The organism is Sphingomonas oleivorans, from assembly GCF_003050615.1.
In the GTDB taxonomy this organism is placed as follows: domain Bacteria; phylum Pseudomonadota; class Alphaproteobacteria; order Sphingomonadales; family Sphingomonadaceae; genus Sphingomonas_H; species Sphingomonas_H oleivorans.
This window is the reverse complement of sequence record NZ_NWBU01000007.1, coordinates 72,101-87,389: the sequence shown is the minus strand read 5'-3', so window position 1 is coordinate 87,389 and position 15,289 is coordinate 72,101. Positions and strand designations below refer to the sequence as shown.

Genomic DNA, 15,289 nt, shown 5'->3' with positions numbered 1-15,289 from the left:
CGGGCATGCGGGACAAGGCCATCGGCCCGTCTCGCATGATGACGGGAACAAACATTTCAGTTTTTTGTTTCCATAGGCGCATGGGCATTTTATCCGCCGGTTGTCCCGACAGGGGTTCAAGCGTCGGATCATATGCTTGCGTAAACGGTATCAGCGGGGTTCGATCCGTTGGATTTTCGAGATGCGACCGCATGAGTCGCAGGTTGGCAAGGGGACGGGCGTCTTGGCTTCGAAAGAACAAGAGACGGGGGTAGCCGGACGCAGGAGTGGCGGTGGAACCGAAGGAAAGGCAAATGTGGATGCGGCAAGGCCGGCGGGCGGGCATGCCGTGCCTCGCATGCTGGACAGCCATATCGGCAATGCGCTGAAATCGGCCTATCAGCAGACCGTAAACGAGCAGGTTCCGCCCGAATTCCTTGATCTACTGGGCAAGCTCGGCTGATGCGAGCGAACAGCCGTTGAGATGAACGCCTCCTCGCGGCCCCCGGTGGCGCGGATTTCGCCTTCCTTCGCCAGGCTTTCCACCGGCATAAAGATGCTGCTCATCCTGTCCACGGCGCTGTTGCCGCTGGGCCTGATGGCATTGTTCGCCTCCATCCAATCCGCCAGCAACAACCGCCTCCAGCATGAGGCCGATGCACGCATCATCGCCACCGGCAGCGCCCGGCAGATCGACGCGCTGATCGGCCGGAACGCAAGCGGGCTGCGCGCGGTGGTGGACGCCGATCCGAGGACGATGCGGGATTGCCAGGCCTGGCTGACGGCGCTCCGCCAATCCGGCAGGCGCGACATGCGCTTCGCCCTGTATGACGCCAATGGCCGGCGCCGTTGCGCCACGCCCGGATATTCCGTGCAATCCGCCCAGGCGCCGCGCGGCGGCATCGGCACGGAGCTGCTGCTGCTCAACGATCCGCCGGCGATCCGCTTCACGGTTCCCGCCACCTATGGCGCCGCCTATGGGGTCGGCGAATTGCCCGCCGATCTTCTCCGGCAGGCCGCTTCCACCGGCACGAACAGCCATGGCGTCTCGCTGACGCAGGGCGATACCCGGATAGAGCTCGAACGAGGCGGACGCGACGGGCCGCTCGACCAGCAGGTGACGGTGCAATCCCTGATCGCCGGCGGCCAGGCGGCGCTGTCCATGACGGTCAACATCAATTCGGTGAGCGCCATCGAGGTCCTGCTCGTTCTGCTGCCGATGCTGATGTGGCTGGCGGCGGCGATGATCGGCTGGCTGGTGGTCGACAGGCTGCTGCTCCAGCCGCTCGGTCAGCTTCAGCGCGCCGTATCGGACTATCGGGTGGAGGATGGGCCGATGCAGCTTCCCAGGCTCACTACGCCTGCGCATGAGATTCGCGATCTGGCCGAAGCCTTCCGCCAGGCGGCGGACGAGCTGGTGGGGCATGAAGCGGAGCTGGAGGAAGGGCTGGAACGCCAGACCAAGCTTACCCGCGAAGTCCATCATCGCGTGAAGAATAATCTCCAGGTCGTCGCCAGCCTGATCAATCTGCATGCGCGCGGATCGAAGGGAGATGTCGCCTCGGCCTATGCCTCGATCCAGCGCCGGGTCGATGCGCTGGCCGTGGTGCATCGCAATCATTATGCCGAGGTCGAGGAAAATCGCGGCGTAGGCTTACGCGCGCTGATCGGCGAACTGGCGGCCAATCTGCGCGCGACGGCGCCCGCCGAGGCCGCGCATATGACAATCACGCTGAATATGACGCCGGCCTTCGCCAGCCAGGATGTCGCGGTGCCGGTGGCCTTCCTCATCACCGAGATCGTCGAGCTGGTAATGAGCTGCGATCCTCAGGGCACGGTCGCGGTATCGCTGTTGCCGGGGCCCGAGCCGGATCGGGCGCTGCTCGCGATCGAGGGACTAGGGCTCGCGATCAGCTCCTGCCGCGCGCATCCGACGATGGATCGTTTCCGCCGCATCGTCGAGGGCCTGTCGCGCCAGTTGCGATCGAAGCTCGTCTATGACGGCGATATCGGCCGATATGAGATCGAAATCTCCATCGTCCCCGAACATCAGGAGCGATAGCGGAAGATCAGGGTCGCGAGGGGGCGGGCCGCCCCTTGGCTTCACGATGCTCCTGATCGAAGCGCCGGCCCATTTCGGGATCGCTATTTTCCGGTCGGTTGATCGGCTTGCGATCCATGTCGACGCCCTTGATGTCGGACGAGGGAGGTGTCTTCGGGGGCTTGGCCATTCCTCTTCTCCTGCAATCCCGTAATAGACCTTCAACCACCCTCCGGCCGGGAGGTTGCCGGAAGCCCGCACAGGGCTCGGGGAAATGCGGGACGAGGAAGAAAAAAAGCGAAACGGCGGAACCTCCACCCCCCAGGCTCGTTCTCACATCCAGACAGCGACCTTTTGCCCCCCCGCTCTCGCTGTCTAAACGACAGGGCCCGGACGCGCCGATCCTCCCCCCGGCGGCGCCTCCGGGCCCAATTTCTTTCGGCCCATATCGATCATCATGCCTCCACGCTTAAGGAACCAGAGCTTCCTGCCGGGCATTATCCGGCCGGTTTCCGCCTAGGGAACGTACAGGAATGTTGCGTGAAACGATTGGGAGCAAGACAGATGCGTAAGATTTTCGCCCTGGCACTGGTCGCGGCGGGCCTGATGGCTTCGGCCTGCAACACGATTGAGGGCGCCGGCAAGGACGTTTCCTCCGCGGGTCAGGCGGTATCGAACGCCGCCGAGGACTCAAAATAAGCTGCGCATAAGCGCGATCAATTCATGACGCCGCCTCCCCTGGCGGCGTTTTTTTTCTCAGGCGTCGGGTTGGGGAGAGGCCGGCTGGGCCGCGCGACGACGCTCGGTGAACCAGATGCCGATCAGCGCAAGCTCGTAGAGAAAGACGAGCGGGATCGCGAGCAGGAGCTGCGAGCCAATGTCGGGTGGCGTCAGCACCGCCGCGACGGCGAAGGCGCCGACGATCGCATAGCGACGCGCGCCGACGAGCTGCTGGCGCGTGACAATTCCGGCCCGTTCCAGCAGCATCAGCAGCACCGGCAGCAGAAATGCGATCCCGAAGCCGAACAGGAACTGCATGATGAAGGCCAGATAATTGCCGACCGCCGGCAGCGCCTCCTGCTGGATGCCGCCCAGATTGCCCTGGAAGCCCAGCAGGAAATGAAGCGCCACCGGAACGGCGACATAATAAGCGAGCGAGGCACCGGCGAGGAACAGCACCGGAGTCGCCAGCAGGAAGGGCAGCAGCGCGCGCCTCTCATTACGGTAAAGCCCCGGCGCCACGAATTGCCATAGCTGGTTGGCGATCACCGGAAAGGCCAGCATCAGCGCGGCGAAGAAGGCCACCTTGATCTCGACGAAGAAGGCCTCGAAAATCTGGGTATAGATGATCTTCCCCTGCCCTGCCCGTACCAGCGGCTGCACCAGGAAAGCGAAGATCGGCCGCGCGAAATAGAAGCAGACGCCGAACGCCACCGCCAGCGCCGCCACGGACCAGAGCAGGCGACGGCGCAGCTCGATCAGATGATCGAGCAGCGGCGCGCGGCTGTCGTCGATATCGTTCACATCGTTCACGCGCGCGCCTCCGGGCGGCAGTCCGAGGGCGGTTCGGTCGAATCGGGTCCGGCCGGCTGGCTGTCGGCCGGCGCCGGCAGCGGCGTCATCGCCGCGTCGGCGAGATCGTCCCCACGCTCATCATGCCCGGCCTGCGGATGTTCCTGCATGATTCGCGCATTTTCCGCCGCCCATTTCTTCTCCATCTCCTCAAGCTCGGCCTGGCGGATCATCTCGTCCAGGCCGGAGCGGAAATGGCGGGCCACGCCGCGCGCGCGGCCGACCCACTGGCCGACGAAGCGCATCGCCCGCGGCAGATCCTTGGGCCCGATCACGACGAGGGCTACGACTGCCACGAGCAGCAGTTCGGTGGGTGCGATATCGAACATCGGGATGGGCTCTTAGCTTCGACCCCGCCCCTCGTCATGCTGAACTTGGCTCAGCATCCACCGTTCGTCCGCGCGCGATGGGCGCGCCGCAGGGGCGGCAGGGATCAATTGTGCGGCCGATCGTCCTTCATCGGCTGAAGCTCACGATCCTGATTGGGCTCGATCGGCGACTGCTGCTGCAGGCGAGGCGCCGACGCCGGCCGCGCGGCGGGTGCATCATCATCCTCGCTCATGCCCTTCTTGAAGCTCTTGATGCCCTTGGCCACGTCGCCCATCATATCGGAAAAGCGGCCCTTTCCGAAAAACAGCATCACAACCACGCCGACGAGCAGCCAATGCCAGATGCTCAGTCCACCCATGATGAATCTCCTTGCGCGCGTTGAGGCCTATCTAGTCGTCCGTTTCGTCCTTTTCCACCTCAAGCTGCTCCATCGCCAAATCGACGGGATCGAGCAGTCCTGCGGCCCTCAAATCCTCGATGCCGGGCAGGTCGCGGCGTGATCCAAGGCCGAAATGCGTGAGAAATGCAGGCGTCGTCGCATAGATGAGCGGGCGTCCGGGCGCCTCGCGCCGGCCTGCGGGACGCACCCAGCCCGCCTCCATCAGCGCGTCGATCGTGCCCTTCGAGATCTGCACGCCGCGAATCGCCTCAATCTCGGCGCGGCTGACGGGCTCATGATAGGCAATGATCGCCAGCGTCTCGATGCCGGCGCGGCTGAGCTTCCTCGGCTCCTCGCGCGTGCGCCGCAATATATGCGCCAGATCGGGCGCCGTCTGGAAATGCCAGCGCCCCGCCCGCTCGACCAGCTCGACGCCGCGCCCCGCATAATGTTCGCGCAGCCGGGACAGGGCCGCCCTCACGTCGCGCGCGCCCACCGCCGCCATGATCTCCCCGACGGTCATCGACGCCTCGGCGGCGAACAGCGCCGCCTCCACCGCGCGCTCATCCTCGTCGATCATAAGCGGCGAACCATCAGCGGCGCGAAGGGCGCCTCCTGCTCGAGCGCCACCTTGCCCTGCCGCGCCAGCTCCAAGGTCGCAAGAAAGCTGGAGGCGAGCGCCGAGCGGCGATAGAGCGGATCGAGCCCCTCGGGCAGGAAGCTTTCGAGCGACGCCCAATCGAGCCGTGCGCCGACCATGCGCGAGACGAGCTCGATCGCGGTCTCGAGGCTCATCACCGGCCGGCGCGAGACGATATGCACCGCGGGCCCCGTGCGTGCGCGGACCGCGCCATAGGCCGCGATCAGCTCGTAAAGGTCCGCCTCCCAGGCCGGCTTGCGCACGACACGCAGGCCTTCGGGCGCGCCACGCAGGAACACGTCCCGTCCGATCCGGTCGCGCGCCATCAGCCGTGCCCCCGCCTCGCGCATCGCATCGAGCCGCTGAAGGCGAAGCTGGAGGCGCAGCGCCAGCTCCTCGGGCGAAGGCTCGACCTCCGGATCGCGCGGCAGAAGCAGGCCCGATTTGAGAAAGGCGAGCCAGGCCGCCATCACCAGATAATCGGCCGCAAGCTCCAGCTTGAGCGCCTTGGCGCCCTCGACGAAGGCGAGATATTGCTCGACCAGCGCCAGGATCGAAATTTCGCGCAGATCGACCTTCTGCACCCGCGCGAGCGCGAGCAGCAGATCGAGCGGCCCTTCCCAGCCGTCGATATCGAGCGTCAGCGTCTCGCGCTCGGCCCGCAACGGCAGCTCGAAATTATCGTCCTCTTCGATCACCCGGGCAGATTATCCGCTCGCTTCCGGCGAAGTCGAGCCATGAGGTGCATCAGGCATAAGCGAGCAGCGCATCGCGCTTCGCCACCAGCTCCTCGAACGAGGCCGGAACCGCCGCCCCCGCCACAGTTGCCATCGCGCGCGCCAGCCGCTCGGCTCCCTCGGGCCTGATCTCGCCGACCGCATCCACGATCGCGCGCATCTCGGCGAAATCGCCCGAGCAATGGAGCGCGATATCGCATCCCGCCGCGAGCACGCCCGCCGCCCGGCTGCCGAAATCGCCGCTCAGCGCGTGCATCCCCAGATCATCCGACATCAGCAGCCCGTCAAAGCCGATGCGGCCGCGAATAATCTCGCCGATGATCTTGGCCGACAGGCTGGCGCAGGCCGCCTCGTCCCAGGCGCGATAGACGACATGCGCTGTCATCGCCATCGGCGCATCGGCAAGCGCGATGAAGGGCGCAAGATCGGTTTCCAGCGCCTCCGCATCGGCATCGACCACAGGCAGCTCGACATGGCTGTCGGCCATCGCCCGGCCATGACCGGGGGCATGCTTGACCACGCCGACCGCGCCGCCCGCGCGCAGCCCCTCGATCACCGCCCTGCCGAGCGCCGCCACCTGCATCGGCTCGCCGCCCAAGGCACGATCGCCGATAATGTCGTGCGCGCCCGGCTGGCGCACGTCGAGCAGCGGCAGGCAATCGACATTGATGCCCGATTCGGCGAGCATCAGCGCGATCGCCTGGGCATTGGCGCGAACCGCCTCGATCGCCGAGACGGGTGCCACCTCATAGAGCGCCGCGAAACGCTCGGCCGGTGGGAATGCGGGCCATTCGGGCGGCTGCATCCGCGCGACGCGCCCGCCTTCCTGATCGATCAGGATCGGCACGTCCGCCCGCCCCGAAAGCGCGCGCAGCGCGTCGGTCAGGCCGCGAAGCTGCGCCCGGTCGACGATGTTGCGGCGGAACAGGATATAACCCGCCGGATCCGCCTCGGCGAACAGCACGCGCTCGTCTGCCGACAGGGACGGACCGGCAAGGCCGAGGAAGAGTGGGGTCATGGCTCGGAAAAATCCTGATCTTCATCATCCCGGCGATTGCCGGGACGACATGCTGTTTCAGTTCACGATGGAGCAGCTTTCGCCCGCCACCCTCAGTCTGGCGCAGATGCTGCCCGCCTGCCCACCTGCGCCGGCGCGAAGGCGATAAAGGGTGGCGTCGTCGGTCTTGACCGGCAGGATCGAGATTTCGAGCCCGGACAGGAAGCCGAAGCGAGCCGACAGCGATTTCCAGGCGCTCCGGGCCTTGGCTTCGCTCGAAAAGGCGCCGAGCTGGATCGATCCGCTCCGTCCTGCCGGCTGACGGGGTGCCCGATCGGCCGGAGCCTGCGCCGTGACCGGAGGCTTGACCTGCGGGACTGCCGGAGCAGCGCCCGCCAAGGGAGAAGCAGCGGCAGGCGTCGGCGCAGCGGGCGGCGGGAGAATCGCGACCGGCACATCCGCGCCGGCCTCGCTGCCGGGGCCGGTGACGGGCGTTTCGGGAAGCGCGGAGAGGTCGATCGCGCTGTCGATATCCACTCCCTCGCTCGCGCCATAAGCGAGCTCGCCGGTGCCGTCGACGCGCATCCCACCGGCTTCCCGTGGCTTTTCGCGATAGGGCTCGGCCGGCGCCCGGATCAACTCACCCGAGCCGGCAACGCCCACATCGCGATCACGGAACCAAAGATAAGCGCCTGCTCCCACCGCGAACAGGCCCAGCAGGACCGCAAGGAAGAAGATCACCCGGCCCACGGCGGAGCCGGCATCCTCATCCTCATCCTCGACCGGCTCCAGCCAGGGAAGGCGCTCCTCCTGAGGCCGCCCACGGGCATGGTCGGACATCACTGCATCTCCTCGGCGGCGGCCACCCCCATGACAGCCAGGCCGTTGCGGATTATCTGCCCGATCGCATCGGACAGCGCCAGCCTCGCGCCCGTCCGGGCGGGATCATCCGCCAGCAGGAAGCGACGGGACGGATCGTCATTGCCGCGATTCCACAACGCGTGGAATGCGGCCGCCAGATCGAACAGATAGAAGGCGATGCGATGCGGCTCATGGGCCGCCGCCGCGCCCTCCACCACGCGCGGAAACTGTGCTGCGAGCTTGACCAGCGCCAGCTCCTCCTCGTCGAGCAGCGCCAGATCGGGCGTGGCCGGCAGCGCGAGCCCCGCCTCCGCCGCGCGCCGATGCAGCGAACGACCGCGCGCATGGGCATATTGGACATAGAAGACGGGATTGTCCTTCGATGCCTCGACCACCTTGGCGAAATCGAAGTCCATCTGCGCGTCGGCCTTGCGCGTCAGCATGGTGAAGCGGACGACATCCTTGCCGACCTCGTTCACCACATCCGCCAGCGTGACGAAGGAGCCCGAGCGCTTGGACATCTTCACCGGCTCGCCACCGCGCAGCAGCCGCACCATCTGGACGAGCTTGACATCGAGCGGCACGCGCCCGCCGGTGAGCGCCTTCACCGCCGCCTGGATGCGCTTGACCGTGCCGGCATGGTCCGCGCCCCAAATGTCGATCAGCTGATCGGCGCGCGCAGCCTTCTCGGCATGATAGGCGAGGTCGCCACCGAAATAGGTCCAGCTGCCGTTGGATTTCTTGACCGGCCGGTCCTGATCGTCACCGAACTGCGTCGAACGGAACAGGCTGAGCTCAACCGGCTCCCAATCGTCCGGCGTCTCGCCCTTGGGCGCTTCGAGCATGCCTTCATAGACGAGGCCATCCGCGCGCAGCCGATCGACCGCGGCCTCCACCTTGCCGGCGGCATGGAGCGCGGCTTCGGAGGAGAAGATGTCGTGATGGATGCCGAGCAGGCCCAGATCGGCGCGGATCATGTCCATCATCGCATCGACCGCGCGCGTGCGGAACAGGCCGAGCCACTCCTCCTCCGGCGCCGCCACATAGCGATCGCCATAATCGGCCGCGAGCGCCTGTCCCACCGGGATCAGATAATCGCCCGGATAAAGGCCCTCGGGGATGCTGACCGTCTCGCCCAGCGCCTCACGATAGCGCAGATGCGCAGAGCGAGCGAGCACGTCGACCTGCCCGCCGGCATCGTTGATATAATATTCGCGAGTAACCTCGTAGCCGGCATATTCGAGCAGGCTCGCCAGCGCATCGCCCACCACCGCGCCGCGGCAATGGCCCATATGCATCGGGCCCGTGGGGTTGGCCGAGACATATTCGACATTGACCCTCTGGCCCTGTCCCATGTTGGAACGGCCATAAAGCGCGGCGCTGTCGAGGATCGTCGCCAGCTCGTCCCGCCATGTATCGGAAACGAGGCGGACATTGATGAAGCCCGGCCCCGCGACTTCGGCCGACGCGATATGGCCGAGCTCGCCGAGCTTCGGCGCAATCAGTGCGGCCAGCGCACGCGGGTTGGTGCCCGCCGGCTTGGCGAGCACCATCGCCGCATTGGTCGCCAGATCGCCATGGGCAGGATCGCGCGGCGGCTCCACGGCGACATTGCGCCGGTCGATGCCGGCGGGCAGGTCTCCAGAGGCTTCGAGCTGGTCGAGGATCGCGGCAAGATCGGCGGCGAAACGGGCGTAAAGCGTGGGCAAGGCGGGTCGCAGTCCAGTAGTGGAATGAAGAGCGCGCCCTGTACCGGATCGCAACCGGATCGTCATCCCCGACCGGAGCGATTCCTCACGCCCTGCGCGGCCAGACAGTCATGCAAAGCCATCGCCGCCCTGAACCTGTTTCACGGTCCACGCCCAAGTCCGCGCGACGGTGCGGATGAGGAACGGATGCCGAAACAAGTTCGGCAGGACGATATGGGTTGTGCAGACACCCCTTCCTGCAGCGCCGAAAATGATCATGCCCACCATGCCGACGATCCTGTCGCCCGCATCCGGCTCTTTCTATCTATCGACGCACCAACATCCGGACCTTTCCCGGACCGATGCGAGGCATAGCACCCGTCACAGCCCGTCGGGCATCTCCACGGGGCCGACCACTTCGCGATGGCGGGCGACGGCATAGCGGTCGGTCATGCCTGCGATGAAATCGCCGATATGACGGGTGCGCCAGGGCTCTTCCTCGGGAAGACGCGCGCGCCATTCGGGCGGGAGCAGATTAGGATCGGCGCGATAGGCGGCGGCGAGCGCGGCGACGATGCGGCCCGCCGTCTCCGCGACGGCGAGCTGCACGGGATGATGATAGAGCTTGGCGTACATGAAGCGCTTGAGGCCGCGCTCCTCCGCCGCCATCGCTTCGGAGAAGCCGACGAGCGGACGGCCGGCGGCGCGGACATCCTCGACAGTGCGGGGTGCGGCGTCGGCGATGCGGGCGCGGGTTTCGGCGATGAGGTCATTGACCATCAGGCCGATCTGCTCGCGGATCAGCTCGCCCGTCAGGCGCCTGGCGGGAAGATCGGGGAAGCGGGCGCGGACCCGTTCCCAGCTCCTGGCGACGAGAGGCTGATCGAGGACCTCTTCAATATCCAGAAGGCCGGCACGGATTCCATCGTCTATGTCGTGATTGTCATAGGCGATGTCGTCGGCAAGTGCTGCGACCTGCGCTTCCAGAGAGCTATACCCTTGAAGGTCCAGGGGGAATTCGGCGTCTATGGCACGCAATGCCCAGGTCGGGTAGCGCACGGGACCATTATGCTTGGCAAGCCCCTCGAGCGTTTCCCAACTGAGGTTCAGGCCGGGAAATGCCGGATAGGGGCTGTCGAGCAGGCAGAGCGTACGCAGCGTATGCGCATTATGATCGAAACCGCCCGCATCCTTCATCGCCGCCTTCAGCGCCGCCTCCCCGCTATGGCCGAAGGGCGGATGGCCGATGTCATGGGCGAGGCAGAGCGCCTCGGTGAGATCCTCGTTCAACCCGAGCACGCGCGCGATGGTGCGGCCGATCTGCGCGACTTCGAGACTGTGGGTGAGCCGCACGCGGAAATGATCGCCATCGGGCGCCACGAACACCTGCGTCTTGTGCCTGAGGCGACGGAAGGAGATGGAATGGATGATCCGGTCGCGATCGCGCTGGAAGGCGTCGCGGGGGCCGCGCGTCTCGCCCCCGATAACGGCATGGAGACGGCCGCGGCTGGCGGCGGGATCGGAGGCATAGGGCGCAAGCGGAGACATCGGCGCTCCCATGCCGCCCCTCGGCGGCGAAGTCGAGCGCCGGACGAGGCCGCCGCTATTTGACGGAGAGCTTCTCCACCTCCTGCCCTGCCTCACTGGTGACGGCGAAGCTGGACATGCCGGCCTTGGCACCCGCATTTACGAAGGCCTGCGCCTCGGCATTGGTCTTGAACGGCCCGACCAGAAGCCGGTTGGTGAAGCGATAGGCCATTGTGGAGGGCGTGCGGCCGGCGAGCTGCTTGGGATATTTCTCCTTGAGCGCGGCCCAGGCCCTGGGAAGCGTCGCCTTGTTCGCTCCGCCTGCGACCTGCACCCAGATGCGCTCCGGCGCCGCCGGCTTGGCGGATTTGGCGGGTTTGGCGGGTTGCGGCTCGACCTTGTCCTTCTTCTCCTCTTCTGCCACGAGCGTCATCCGGGTGGACGCATGGTTCAGCGACTTGGCGGTAGCGGCGGAAGCGATGGCCATGGATGGCGGCTCGTCCCGGTCCGACGGCGCAGTGGCCAGCACCAGCTTGGCGCCGACCCCGGTCGAAACCGGTGCGGGGCTGCCAGTCACCGTCTGCGCAGCGGTGGGAAGCTTCCGATCGACCGGGAAATGGCCGAAATGGACGGCGGCGGCCTTCTGCCCCGCCTTCAGCGCGCCGATCCGGGCGAGATAGGGGCGAAGCGCCTCCGCCTGGGGACGGGGCATGACGGCGGCGGCGGCCTTCTCCGCCTCGATCACATCGCCGGTGATGGCAAGGATGAAGGCGCGGACGCGCCAGGCGGGAATATCCTGCTTGCGCAGCAGCGGATCGAGCGTGGCGAGCGCCGCCACCCGATCGCCGGAAATGGCCTGGGACAGGGCCAGGCGGCGGATCGCTTCGGGATCGGCAGATTGACGCAGCGCCAGCGCATAATCCGCCTGGGCGCGCTTATTATCCCCGCGCAGATCATAAGCGAGGCCACGATCGGCGGCGATTTCCGCCACGGGCACGCCATAGGAGACCGCATCATCGAAGAAACGCAGCGCAGCGCGCGGATTTTCCATCTGGACCATGGCCGAGCCGAGCCCCGCCTTGATCCGGCCGTTGCGGGGCGCAATCTCCTCCGCCCGGGCATAGAAGGCAATCGCGCTATTGGGATCGCCGATATCGAGCGCGGCGCGGCCTGCCCCGCCGAGCGCATCGAGATTGTCGGGCTCGCGCGCCAGCACGCGCAGATAGCGGGACAAGGCCTCGGCGGAATCCCCCCGGGCGAGCGCTGCGCGCGCCTCCGCCATCGGATCGCCGCGCAGCGCCGGCTCCGAGCCGCTGGGCAGGGTCAGCACATCCGGCATCCGCGCGAGCACCGGCGTCGCGCCGGCGAAGGCGAGCAGCAGCGCCGCACCCCGCAGCAGATCTTGCGGAAGCCTATGTCGGTAAATCGCAATCTTCATGGTCGCGGCTATAAAAGGCGGGACGATGATGGCCGCAAGATGAACGGAGGCGGTTTCACGCCGGGCTGGTGCACGCGGGCGATAAAGGCGGGAACGAAGTTTCACCCGGATGTTATCCGCCATGAACAATCCCGTCATCCCTGCACAGGCAGGAATGACGGGGAGAGGATTGCCGGCTTACTGATTGTTCTGGCGGTTGAGGAAGCGCGGGATTTCCAGCGGGTCGCGCGCGCGGGGAGCTTCGGGCTCCTGCTCGGGCTGGGGCTGGCGGGCGGCACCGCGAGCGATGTTGGACATGCGCTCGAACAGCGTGCCACCCTCGCGCGCCGGGCGCGGAGTACGCGGATCGGACGGGGCGGGCGCCGAGGAAATAGGCGTGCGCGGCGTGGGCACGGCCGGCGCCGGGGCGGGCGCGGCGACAGGCGGCGTCGGCGCGGATGCCGGCGGCGTGCCACCATCGAGCAGAAGCTCGTCATCGCCGGAGCTGGGCGGGGTGGGAGCGGCCGGCGCGGGCTTCACCACCCGGGCGGTCGACAGATCGAGCGGTGCGGGCTCCTCTGCCTTGGCAGCAGGCGCGGCGGGCGGTGGCGTGACAGGCGCGGCGGCAGCCGGCGTCACGGGCGCGGGCGCGGGCGCGGCAGCCGGCGCGGGCGGCGGCACGATCGAGGCAGGCTCGAGCGGCGGACGCGCGCGCGGCGGGAAGGTGAACAGCTTGCTCGGTTCCGGGCTGGTCGCGACATCCGCCTCGATGCCGGTCGCGACGACCGACACGCGGATCTTGCCGTCCAGCTCGTTATTGAACGCCGAACCCCAGATGATGTTCGCATCCGGATCGACCAGTTCGCGGATATGATTGGCGGCCTCGTCCACCTCCATCAGGCGCATGTCGTCGCCGCCGGTGATCGAGATGATGACACCCTTGGCGCCCTTCATCGACACGCCGTCGAGCAGCGGATTGGCGATGGCGCGCTCGGCGGCCTCGATCGCGCGATTGTCGCCGCCCGCCTCGCCCGTGCCCATCATCGCCTTGCCCATTTCGGACATGACCGAGCGGACGTCGGCGAAATCGAGATTGATGAGGCCGGGCATCACCATCAGGTCGGTGATGCTGCGCACGCCCTGCTGCAGCACCTGATCCGCCATCTGGAACGCTTCCTTGAAGGTCGTGTTCGGATTGGCGATCAGGAACAGATTCTGGTTGGGGATGACGATCAGCGTATCGACATGCTTCTGCAGCTCCTCGATCCCCGCCTCGGCCGCCTTGCCACGGCGATTGCCCTCGAAGCTGAACGGCTTGGTGACGACGCCGACGGTGAGAATGCCGCGATCGCGCGCCGCCTTGGCGATGACCGGCGCGGCACCTGTGCCGGTGCCACCGCCCATGCCGGCGGTGATGAAGCACATATGCGCGCCCTCGAGCGCCTTTTCGACCTGCTCCAGCGTCTCTTCGGCGGCGGCGCGGCCGATTTCGGGACGCGAGCCGGCGCCCAGGCCCTGCGTGATCTTCAGGCCGAGCTGAATGCGCTGTTCGGCCGGAGAGGCATTGAGCGCCTGCGCATCGGTGTTCGCGACGATGAAATCGACGCCCTGCACCTCCGCCGCGATCATGTTGGCAATGGCGTTGCCGCCCGCGCCGCCGACGCCGATCACGCTGATGCGGGGCTTTAGCTCATCCACCTCGGGCCGCATGAATTCGATCGTCATATAGAAAGATTCTCCGGAAACGGCGCCCTGTCCCCGACGCACGCCAATGCTACAAACTTGCCCCAAGCATCGGAGCGAAGCACTAAGAAAATATGCCTGTCCCTTAAAAACATGCGCGCGCGAAAGCCATCAATAACCGCTGCGAAATGCGGCGACCAGGCGCTGCACCATGTTCGTCGGAGAGATGCGCGTGACCGCCTGCGGCACGGGCGCGCCCTGCCGCAAATCGATCGGATCGGAGGCCGCGAACTGGATCAGCCCGGCAAGCGTGGCGAAGGCCGGGCCGGCATGCGCATCGGGTAGGCCGATCAGCCCGCGCGGCCGGCCAACACGCACGGCGCGGCCGAGCACGCCCTGGGCATAATCCGCAATCCCCTTGAGCTCCGCACCGCCGCCGGTGAGCACAACCTGGCGCCCGACGGGGCCGGAGAAGCCGAGCGATTTCAGCGCGCCCTCAATCTCGCCCATCCAATGTTCCAGTCGCTGACGGACGACGGCGATGAGCTGCGCGCGGGTGATGCGCGTAGGCTCGGCGGCGCCCTGCTCGCCCGACATGGGAGCGACCTCGATCATGTCATGATTGTCGCGCGGGCTGGCGAGCGCGGAGCCATGGAAGCATTTCATCCGCTCCGCCTGGGCGCGGCGCGTACCGAAGGCGGAGGCGATATCGTCGGTGATGTCGGCCGAGCCGAGCGGGATCGAGGCGAGGCCGACGAGCAGCCCGCCGGCGAAGAGCGAGACGTTGGTGACGCCCGCCCCCATCTCGACCAAGGCGACGCCGAGCTCGCGCTCCTCCTCCGACAGGCAGGCGAGGCCGGTCGCGATGGGAGCGGCGACGATCGACTTCACCGCGAGATGGGCCGAGCGGACGCACAGATCGAGATTGCGCACCGGCGAAGGCTCGGCGGCGATGACATGGATATCCACGCGCAACTGATCGGCATGGAGGCCGAGCGGCGTCTTCACCCCCTGAAGCCCGTCCAGCGTATAGAGGGTCGGCTGGGCATGGAGCACCATGCGGCCTTCGGGATCGATCGAGTTGCGCCCGGCGGCGAGCAGATCGTCGATGTCCGTCTGCTCGATGCGATGGCCACCCAGATCGACCTCGACCGAGGCGACGTTGGAGACGAGCCCGCCGGCGGAGAAGCCGACCCACACATGCTCGATATTGGTGCCGGCGATGCGCTCGGCCTGCTCCACCGCCTCGCGGATCGCAACCTCGGTACGCTCCATATCGGCGACATAGCCGCGCTGCACGCCCTTGCTCTCACGCTGGCCGGTGCCGAGCACATGCAGCTCGCCGCTCTCCGTCGGCCGCGCGATCAGCGCGCTGATCTTCGACGAGCCGATATCGAGCGCGGTGATGAGGCCGTCATTCCTGCCCTGCGCCATGATC

The 15,289-nt window shown here is 66.8% G+C and carries 17 protein-coding genes; 3 read left to right on the top strand and 14 right to left on the bottom strand.

Translation table 11 applies throughout. The annotated features are described in order from the left end of the window. The first annotated feature begins 295 nt into the window (after nucleotides 1-295). Both CLG96_RS18730 and CLG96_RS08640 read left to right on the top strand, forming a co-directional pair. Nucleotides 296-442 (top strand): NepR family anti-sigma factor, encoded by a 147-nt coding sequence (locus CLG96_RS18730; protein WP_243395706.1) that lies wholly within the window; start codon nucleotides 296-298, stop codon nucleotides 440-442. Between the two features lie 21 nt (nucleotides 443-463). Then, nucleotides 464-2,041, top strand: coding sequence for a sensor histidine kinase (locus CLG96_RS08640; protein ID WP_107967485.1), 1,578 nt, complete (start codon nucleotides 464-466; stop codon nucleotides 2,039-2,041). Between the two features lie 7 nt (nucleotides 2,042-2,048). Here the strand turns inward: CLG96_RS08640 and CLG96_RS18725 are convergent, their stop codons facing one another. After that, on the bottom strand, nucleotides 2,049-2,210 hold the full coding sequence (locus CLG96_RS18725) for a hypothetical protein (protein ID WP_165799604.1): 162 nt from the start codon (nucleotides 2,208-2,210) through the stop codon (nucleotides 2,049-2,051). Nucleotides 2,211-2,584: 374 nt separating this feature from the next. Here CLG96_RS18725 and CLG96_RS08635 point away from each other — a divergent pair, with 374 nt between their 5' ends. After that, the gene (locus CLG96_RS08635) at nucleotides 2,585-2,719 is read left to right on the top strand and encodes an entericidin A/B family lipoprotein (protein ID WP_107967484.1); all 135 of its coding nucleotides are present in this window, start codon (nucleotides 2,585-2,587) and stop codon (nucleotides 2,717-2,719) included. A gap of 57 nt (nucleotides 2,720-2,776) precedes the next feature. On the opposite strand, the gene tatC is transcribed toward CLG96_RS08635, so the two are convergent. The 13 genes from tatC to ftsA form a co-directional block, all read right to left on the bottom strand. Beyond that, on the bottom strand, nucleotides 2,777-3,544 hold the full coding sequence (gene tatC / locus CLG96_RS08630) for a twin-arginine translocase subunit TatC (RefSeq protein ID WP_107967669.1): 768 nt from the start codon (nucleotides 3,542-3,544) through the stop codon (nucleotides 2,777-2,779). Nucleotides 3,545-3,549: 5 nt separating this feature from the next. Continuing rightward, the gene (tatB, locus tag CLG96_RS08625; protein ID WP_107967483.1) at nucleotides 3,550-3,921 is read right to left on the bottom strand and encodes a Sec-independent protein translocase protein TatB; all 372 of its coding nucleotides are present in this window, start codon (nucleotides 3,919-3,921) and stop codon (nucleotides 3,550-3,552) included. A 104-nt stretch (nucleotides 3,922-4,025) separates the two neighbouring features. Next, complete coding sequence (locus CLG96_RS08620; protein ID WP_107967482.1) at nucleotides 4,026-4,280, bottom strand: twin-arginine translocase TatA/TatE family subunit; 255 nt, start codon at nucleotides 4,278-4,280, stop codon at nucleotides 4,026-4,028. A 31-nt stretch (nucleotides 4,281-4,311) separates the two neighbouring features. Continuing rightward, the gene (gene scpB / locus CLG96_RS08615) at nucleotides 4,312-4,881 is read right to left on the bottom strand and encodes an SMC-Scp complex subunit ScpB (RefSeq protein ID WP_107967481.1); all 570 of its coding nucleotides are present in this window, start codon (nucleotides 4,879-4,881) and stop codon (nucleotides 4,312-4,314) included. Continuing rightward, on the bottom strand, nucleotides 4,878-5,639 hold the full coding sequence (locus CLG96_RS08610) for a segregation and condensation protein A (RefSeq protein ID WP_107967480.1): 762 nt from the start codon (nucleotides 5,637-5,639) through the stop codon (nucleotides 4,878-4,880). Before CLG96_RS08610 ends, scpB begins: the two co-directional genes overlap by 4 nt. A 49-nt stretch (nucleotides 5,640-5,688) precedes the next feature. Further along, on the bottom strand, nucleotides 5,689-6,696 hold the full coding sequence (gene nagZ / locus CLG96_RS08605) for a beta-N-acetylhexosaminidase (RefSeq protein WP_107967479.1): 1,008 nt from the start codon (nucleotides 6,694-6,696) through the stop codon (nucleotides 5,689-5,691). A gap of 57 nt (nucleotides 6,697-6,753) precedes the next feature. Beyond that, complete coding sequence (locus CLG96_RS08600) at nucleotides 6,754-7,515, bottom strand: SPOR domain-containing protein (protein WP_107967478.1); 762 nt, start codon at nucleotides 7,513-7,515, stop codon at nucleotides 6,754-6,756. Next, complete coding sequence (gene argS / locus CLG96_RS08595; RefSeq protein ID WP_243395705.1) at nucleotides 7,515-9,245, bottom strand: arginine--tRNA ligase; 1,731 nt, start codon at nucleotides 9,243-9,245, stop codon at nucleotides 7,515-7,517. Before argS ends, CLG96_RS08600 begins: the two co-directional genes overlap by 1 nt. 108 nt (nucleotides 9,246-9,353) lie before the next feature. After that, nucleotides 9,354-9,512, bottom strand: coding sequence for a hypothetical protein (locus CLG96_RS18720; protein WP_165799603.1), 159 nt, complete (start codon nucleotides 9,510-9,512; stop codon nucleotides 9,354-9,356). A 93-nt stretch (nucleotides 9,513-9,605) separates the two neighbouring features. Continuing rightward, nucleotides 9,606-10,772 carry a deoxyguanosinetriphosphate triphosphohydrolase gene (locus tag CLG96_RS08590; RefSeq protein WP_107967668.1) on the bottom strand — a complete coding sequence of 389 codons (1,167 nt, stop codon included), beginning with the start codon at nucleotides 10,770-10,772 and terminating at the stop codon, nucleotides 9,606-9,608. Between the two features lie 55 nt (nucleotides 10,773-10,827). Next, nucleotides 10,828-12,189 (bottom strand): SPOR domain-containing protein, encoded by a 1,362-nt coding sequence (locus CLG96_RS08585; protein ID WP_243395704.1) that lies wholly within the window; start codon nucleotides 12,187-12,189, stop codon nucleotides 10,828-10,830. A 177-nt stretch (nucleotides 12,190-12,366) separates the two neighbouring features. After that, a complete protein-coding gene (gene ftsZ, locus CLG96_RS08580) occupies nucleotides 12,367-13,893 on the bottom strand; it encodes a cell division protein FtsZ (RefSeq protein WP_107967475.1) in 1,527 nt (508 codons plus the stop codon). A 129-nt stretch (nucleotides 13,894-14,022) separates the two neighbouring features. Further along, nucleotides 14,023-15,285 carry a cell division protein FtsA gene (gene ftsA, locus CLG96_RS08575; RefSeq protein WP_107967474.1) on the bottom strand — a complete coding sequence of 421 codons (1,263 nt, stop codon included), beginning with the start codon at nucleotides 15,283-15,285 and terminating at the stop codon, nucleotides 14,023-14,025. Between the last annotated feature and the right edge of the window lie 4 nt (nucleotides 15,286-15,289).

Bases quoted from the DNA above. Each gene is read 5' to 3' on its own strand.
- nagZ (WP_107967479.1), bottom strand. From the start codon at position 6,696: ATGACCCCACTCTTCCTCGGCCTTGCCGGTCCGTCCCTGTCGGCAGAC.
- CLG96_RS08600 (WP_107967478.1), bottom strand. From the start codon at position 7,515: ATGTCCGACCATGCCCGTGGGCGGCCTCAGGAGGAGCGCCTTCCCTGG.
- CLG96_RS08590 (WP_107967668.1), bottom strand. From the start codon at position 10,772: ATGTCTCCGCTTGCGCCCTATGCCTCCGATCCCGCCGCCAGCCGCGGC.
- CLG96_RS08640 (WP_107967485.1), top strand. From the start codon at position 464: ATGAACGCCTCCTCGCGGCCCCCGGTGGCGCGGATTTCGCCTTCCTTC.
- tatB (WP_107967483.1), bottom strand. From the start codon at position 3,921: ATGTTCGATATCGCACCCACCGAACTGCTGCTCGTGGCAGTCGTAGCC.
- CLG96_RS18725 (WP_165799604.1), bottom strand. From the start codon at position 2,210: ATGGCCAAGCCCCCGAAGACACCTCCCTCGTCCGACATCAAGGGCGTC.
- CLG96_RS08585 (WP_243395704.1), bottom strand. From the start codon at position 12,189: ATGAAGATTGCGATTTACCGACATAGGCTTCCGCAAGATCTGCTGCGG.
- CLG96_RS08620 (WP_107967482.1), bottom strand. From the start codon at position 4,280: ATGGGTGGACTGAGCATCTGGCATTGGCTGCTCGTCGGCGTGGTTGTG.
- CLG96_RS18720 (WP_165799603.1), bottom strand. From the start codon at position 9,512: ATGGTGGGCATGATCATTTTCGGCGCTGCAGGAAGGGGTGTCTGCACA.
- ftsA (WP_107967474.1), bottom strand. From the start codon at position 15,285: ATGGCGCAGGGCAGGAATGACGGCCTCATCACCGCGCTCGATATCGGC.
- ftsZ (WP_107967475.1), bottom strand. From the start codon at position 13,893: ATGACGATCGAATTCATGCGGCCCGAGGTGGATGAGCTAAAGCCCCGC.
- scpB (WP_107967481.1), bottom strand. From the start codon at position 4,881: ATGATCGACGAGGATGAGCGCGCGGTGGAGGCGGCGCTGTTCGCCGCC.
- CLG96_RS08635 (WP_107967484.1), top strand. From the start codon at position 2,585: ATGCGTAAGATTTTCGCCCTGGCACTGGTCGCGGCGGGCCTGATGGCT.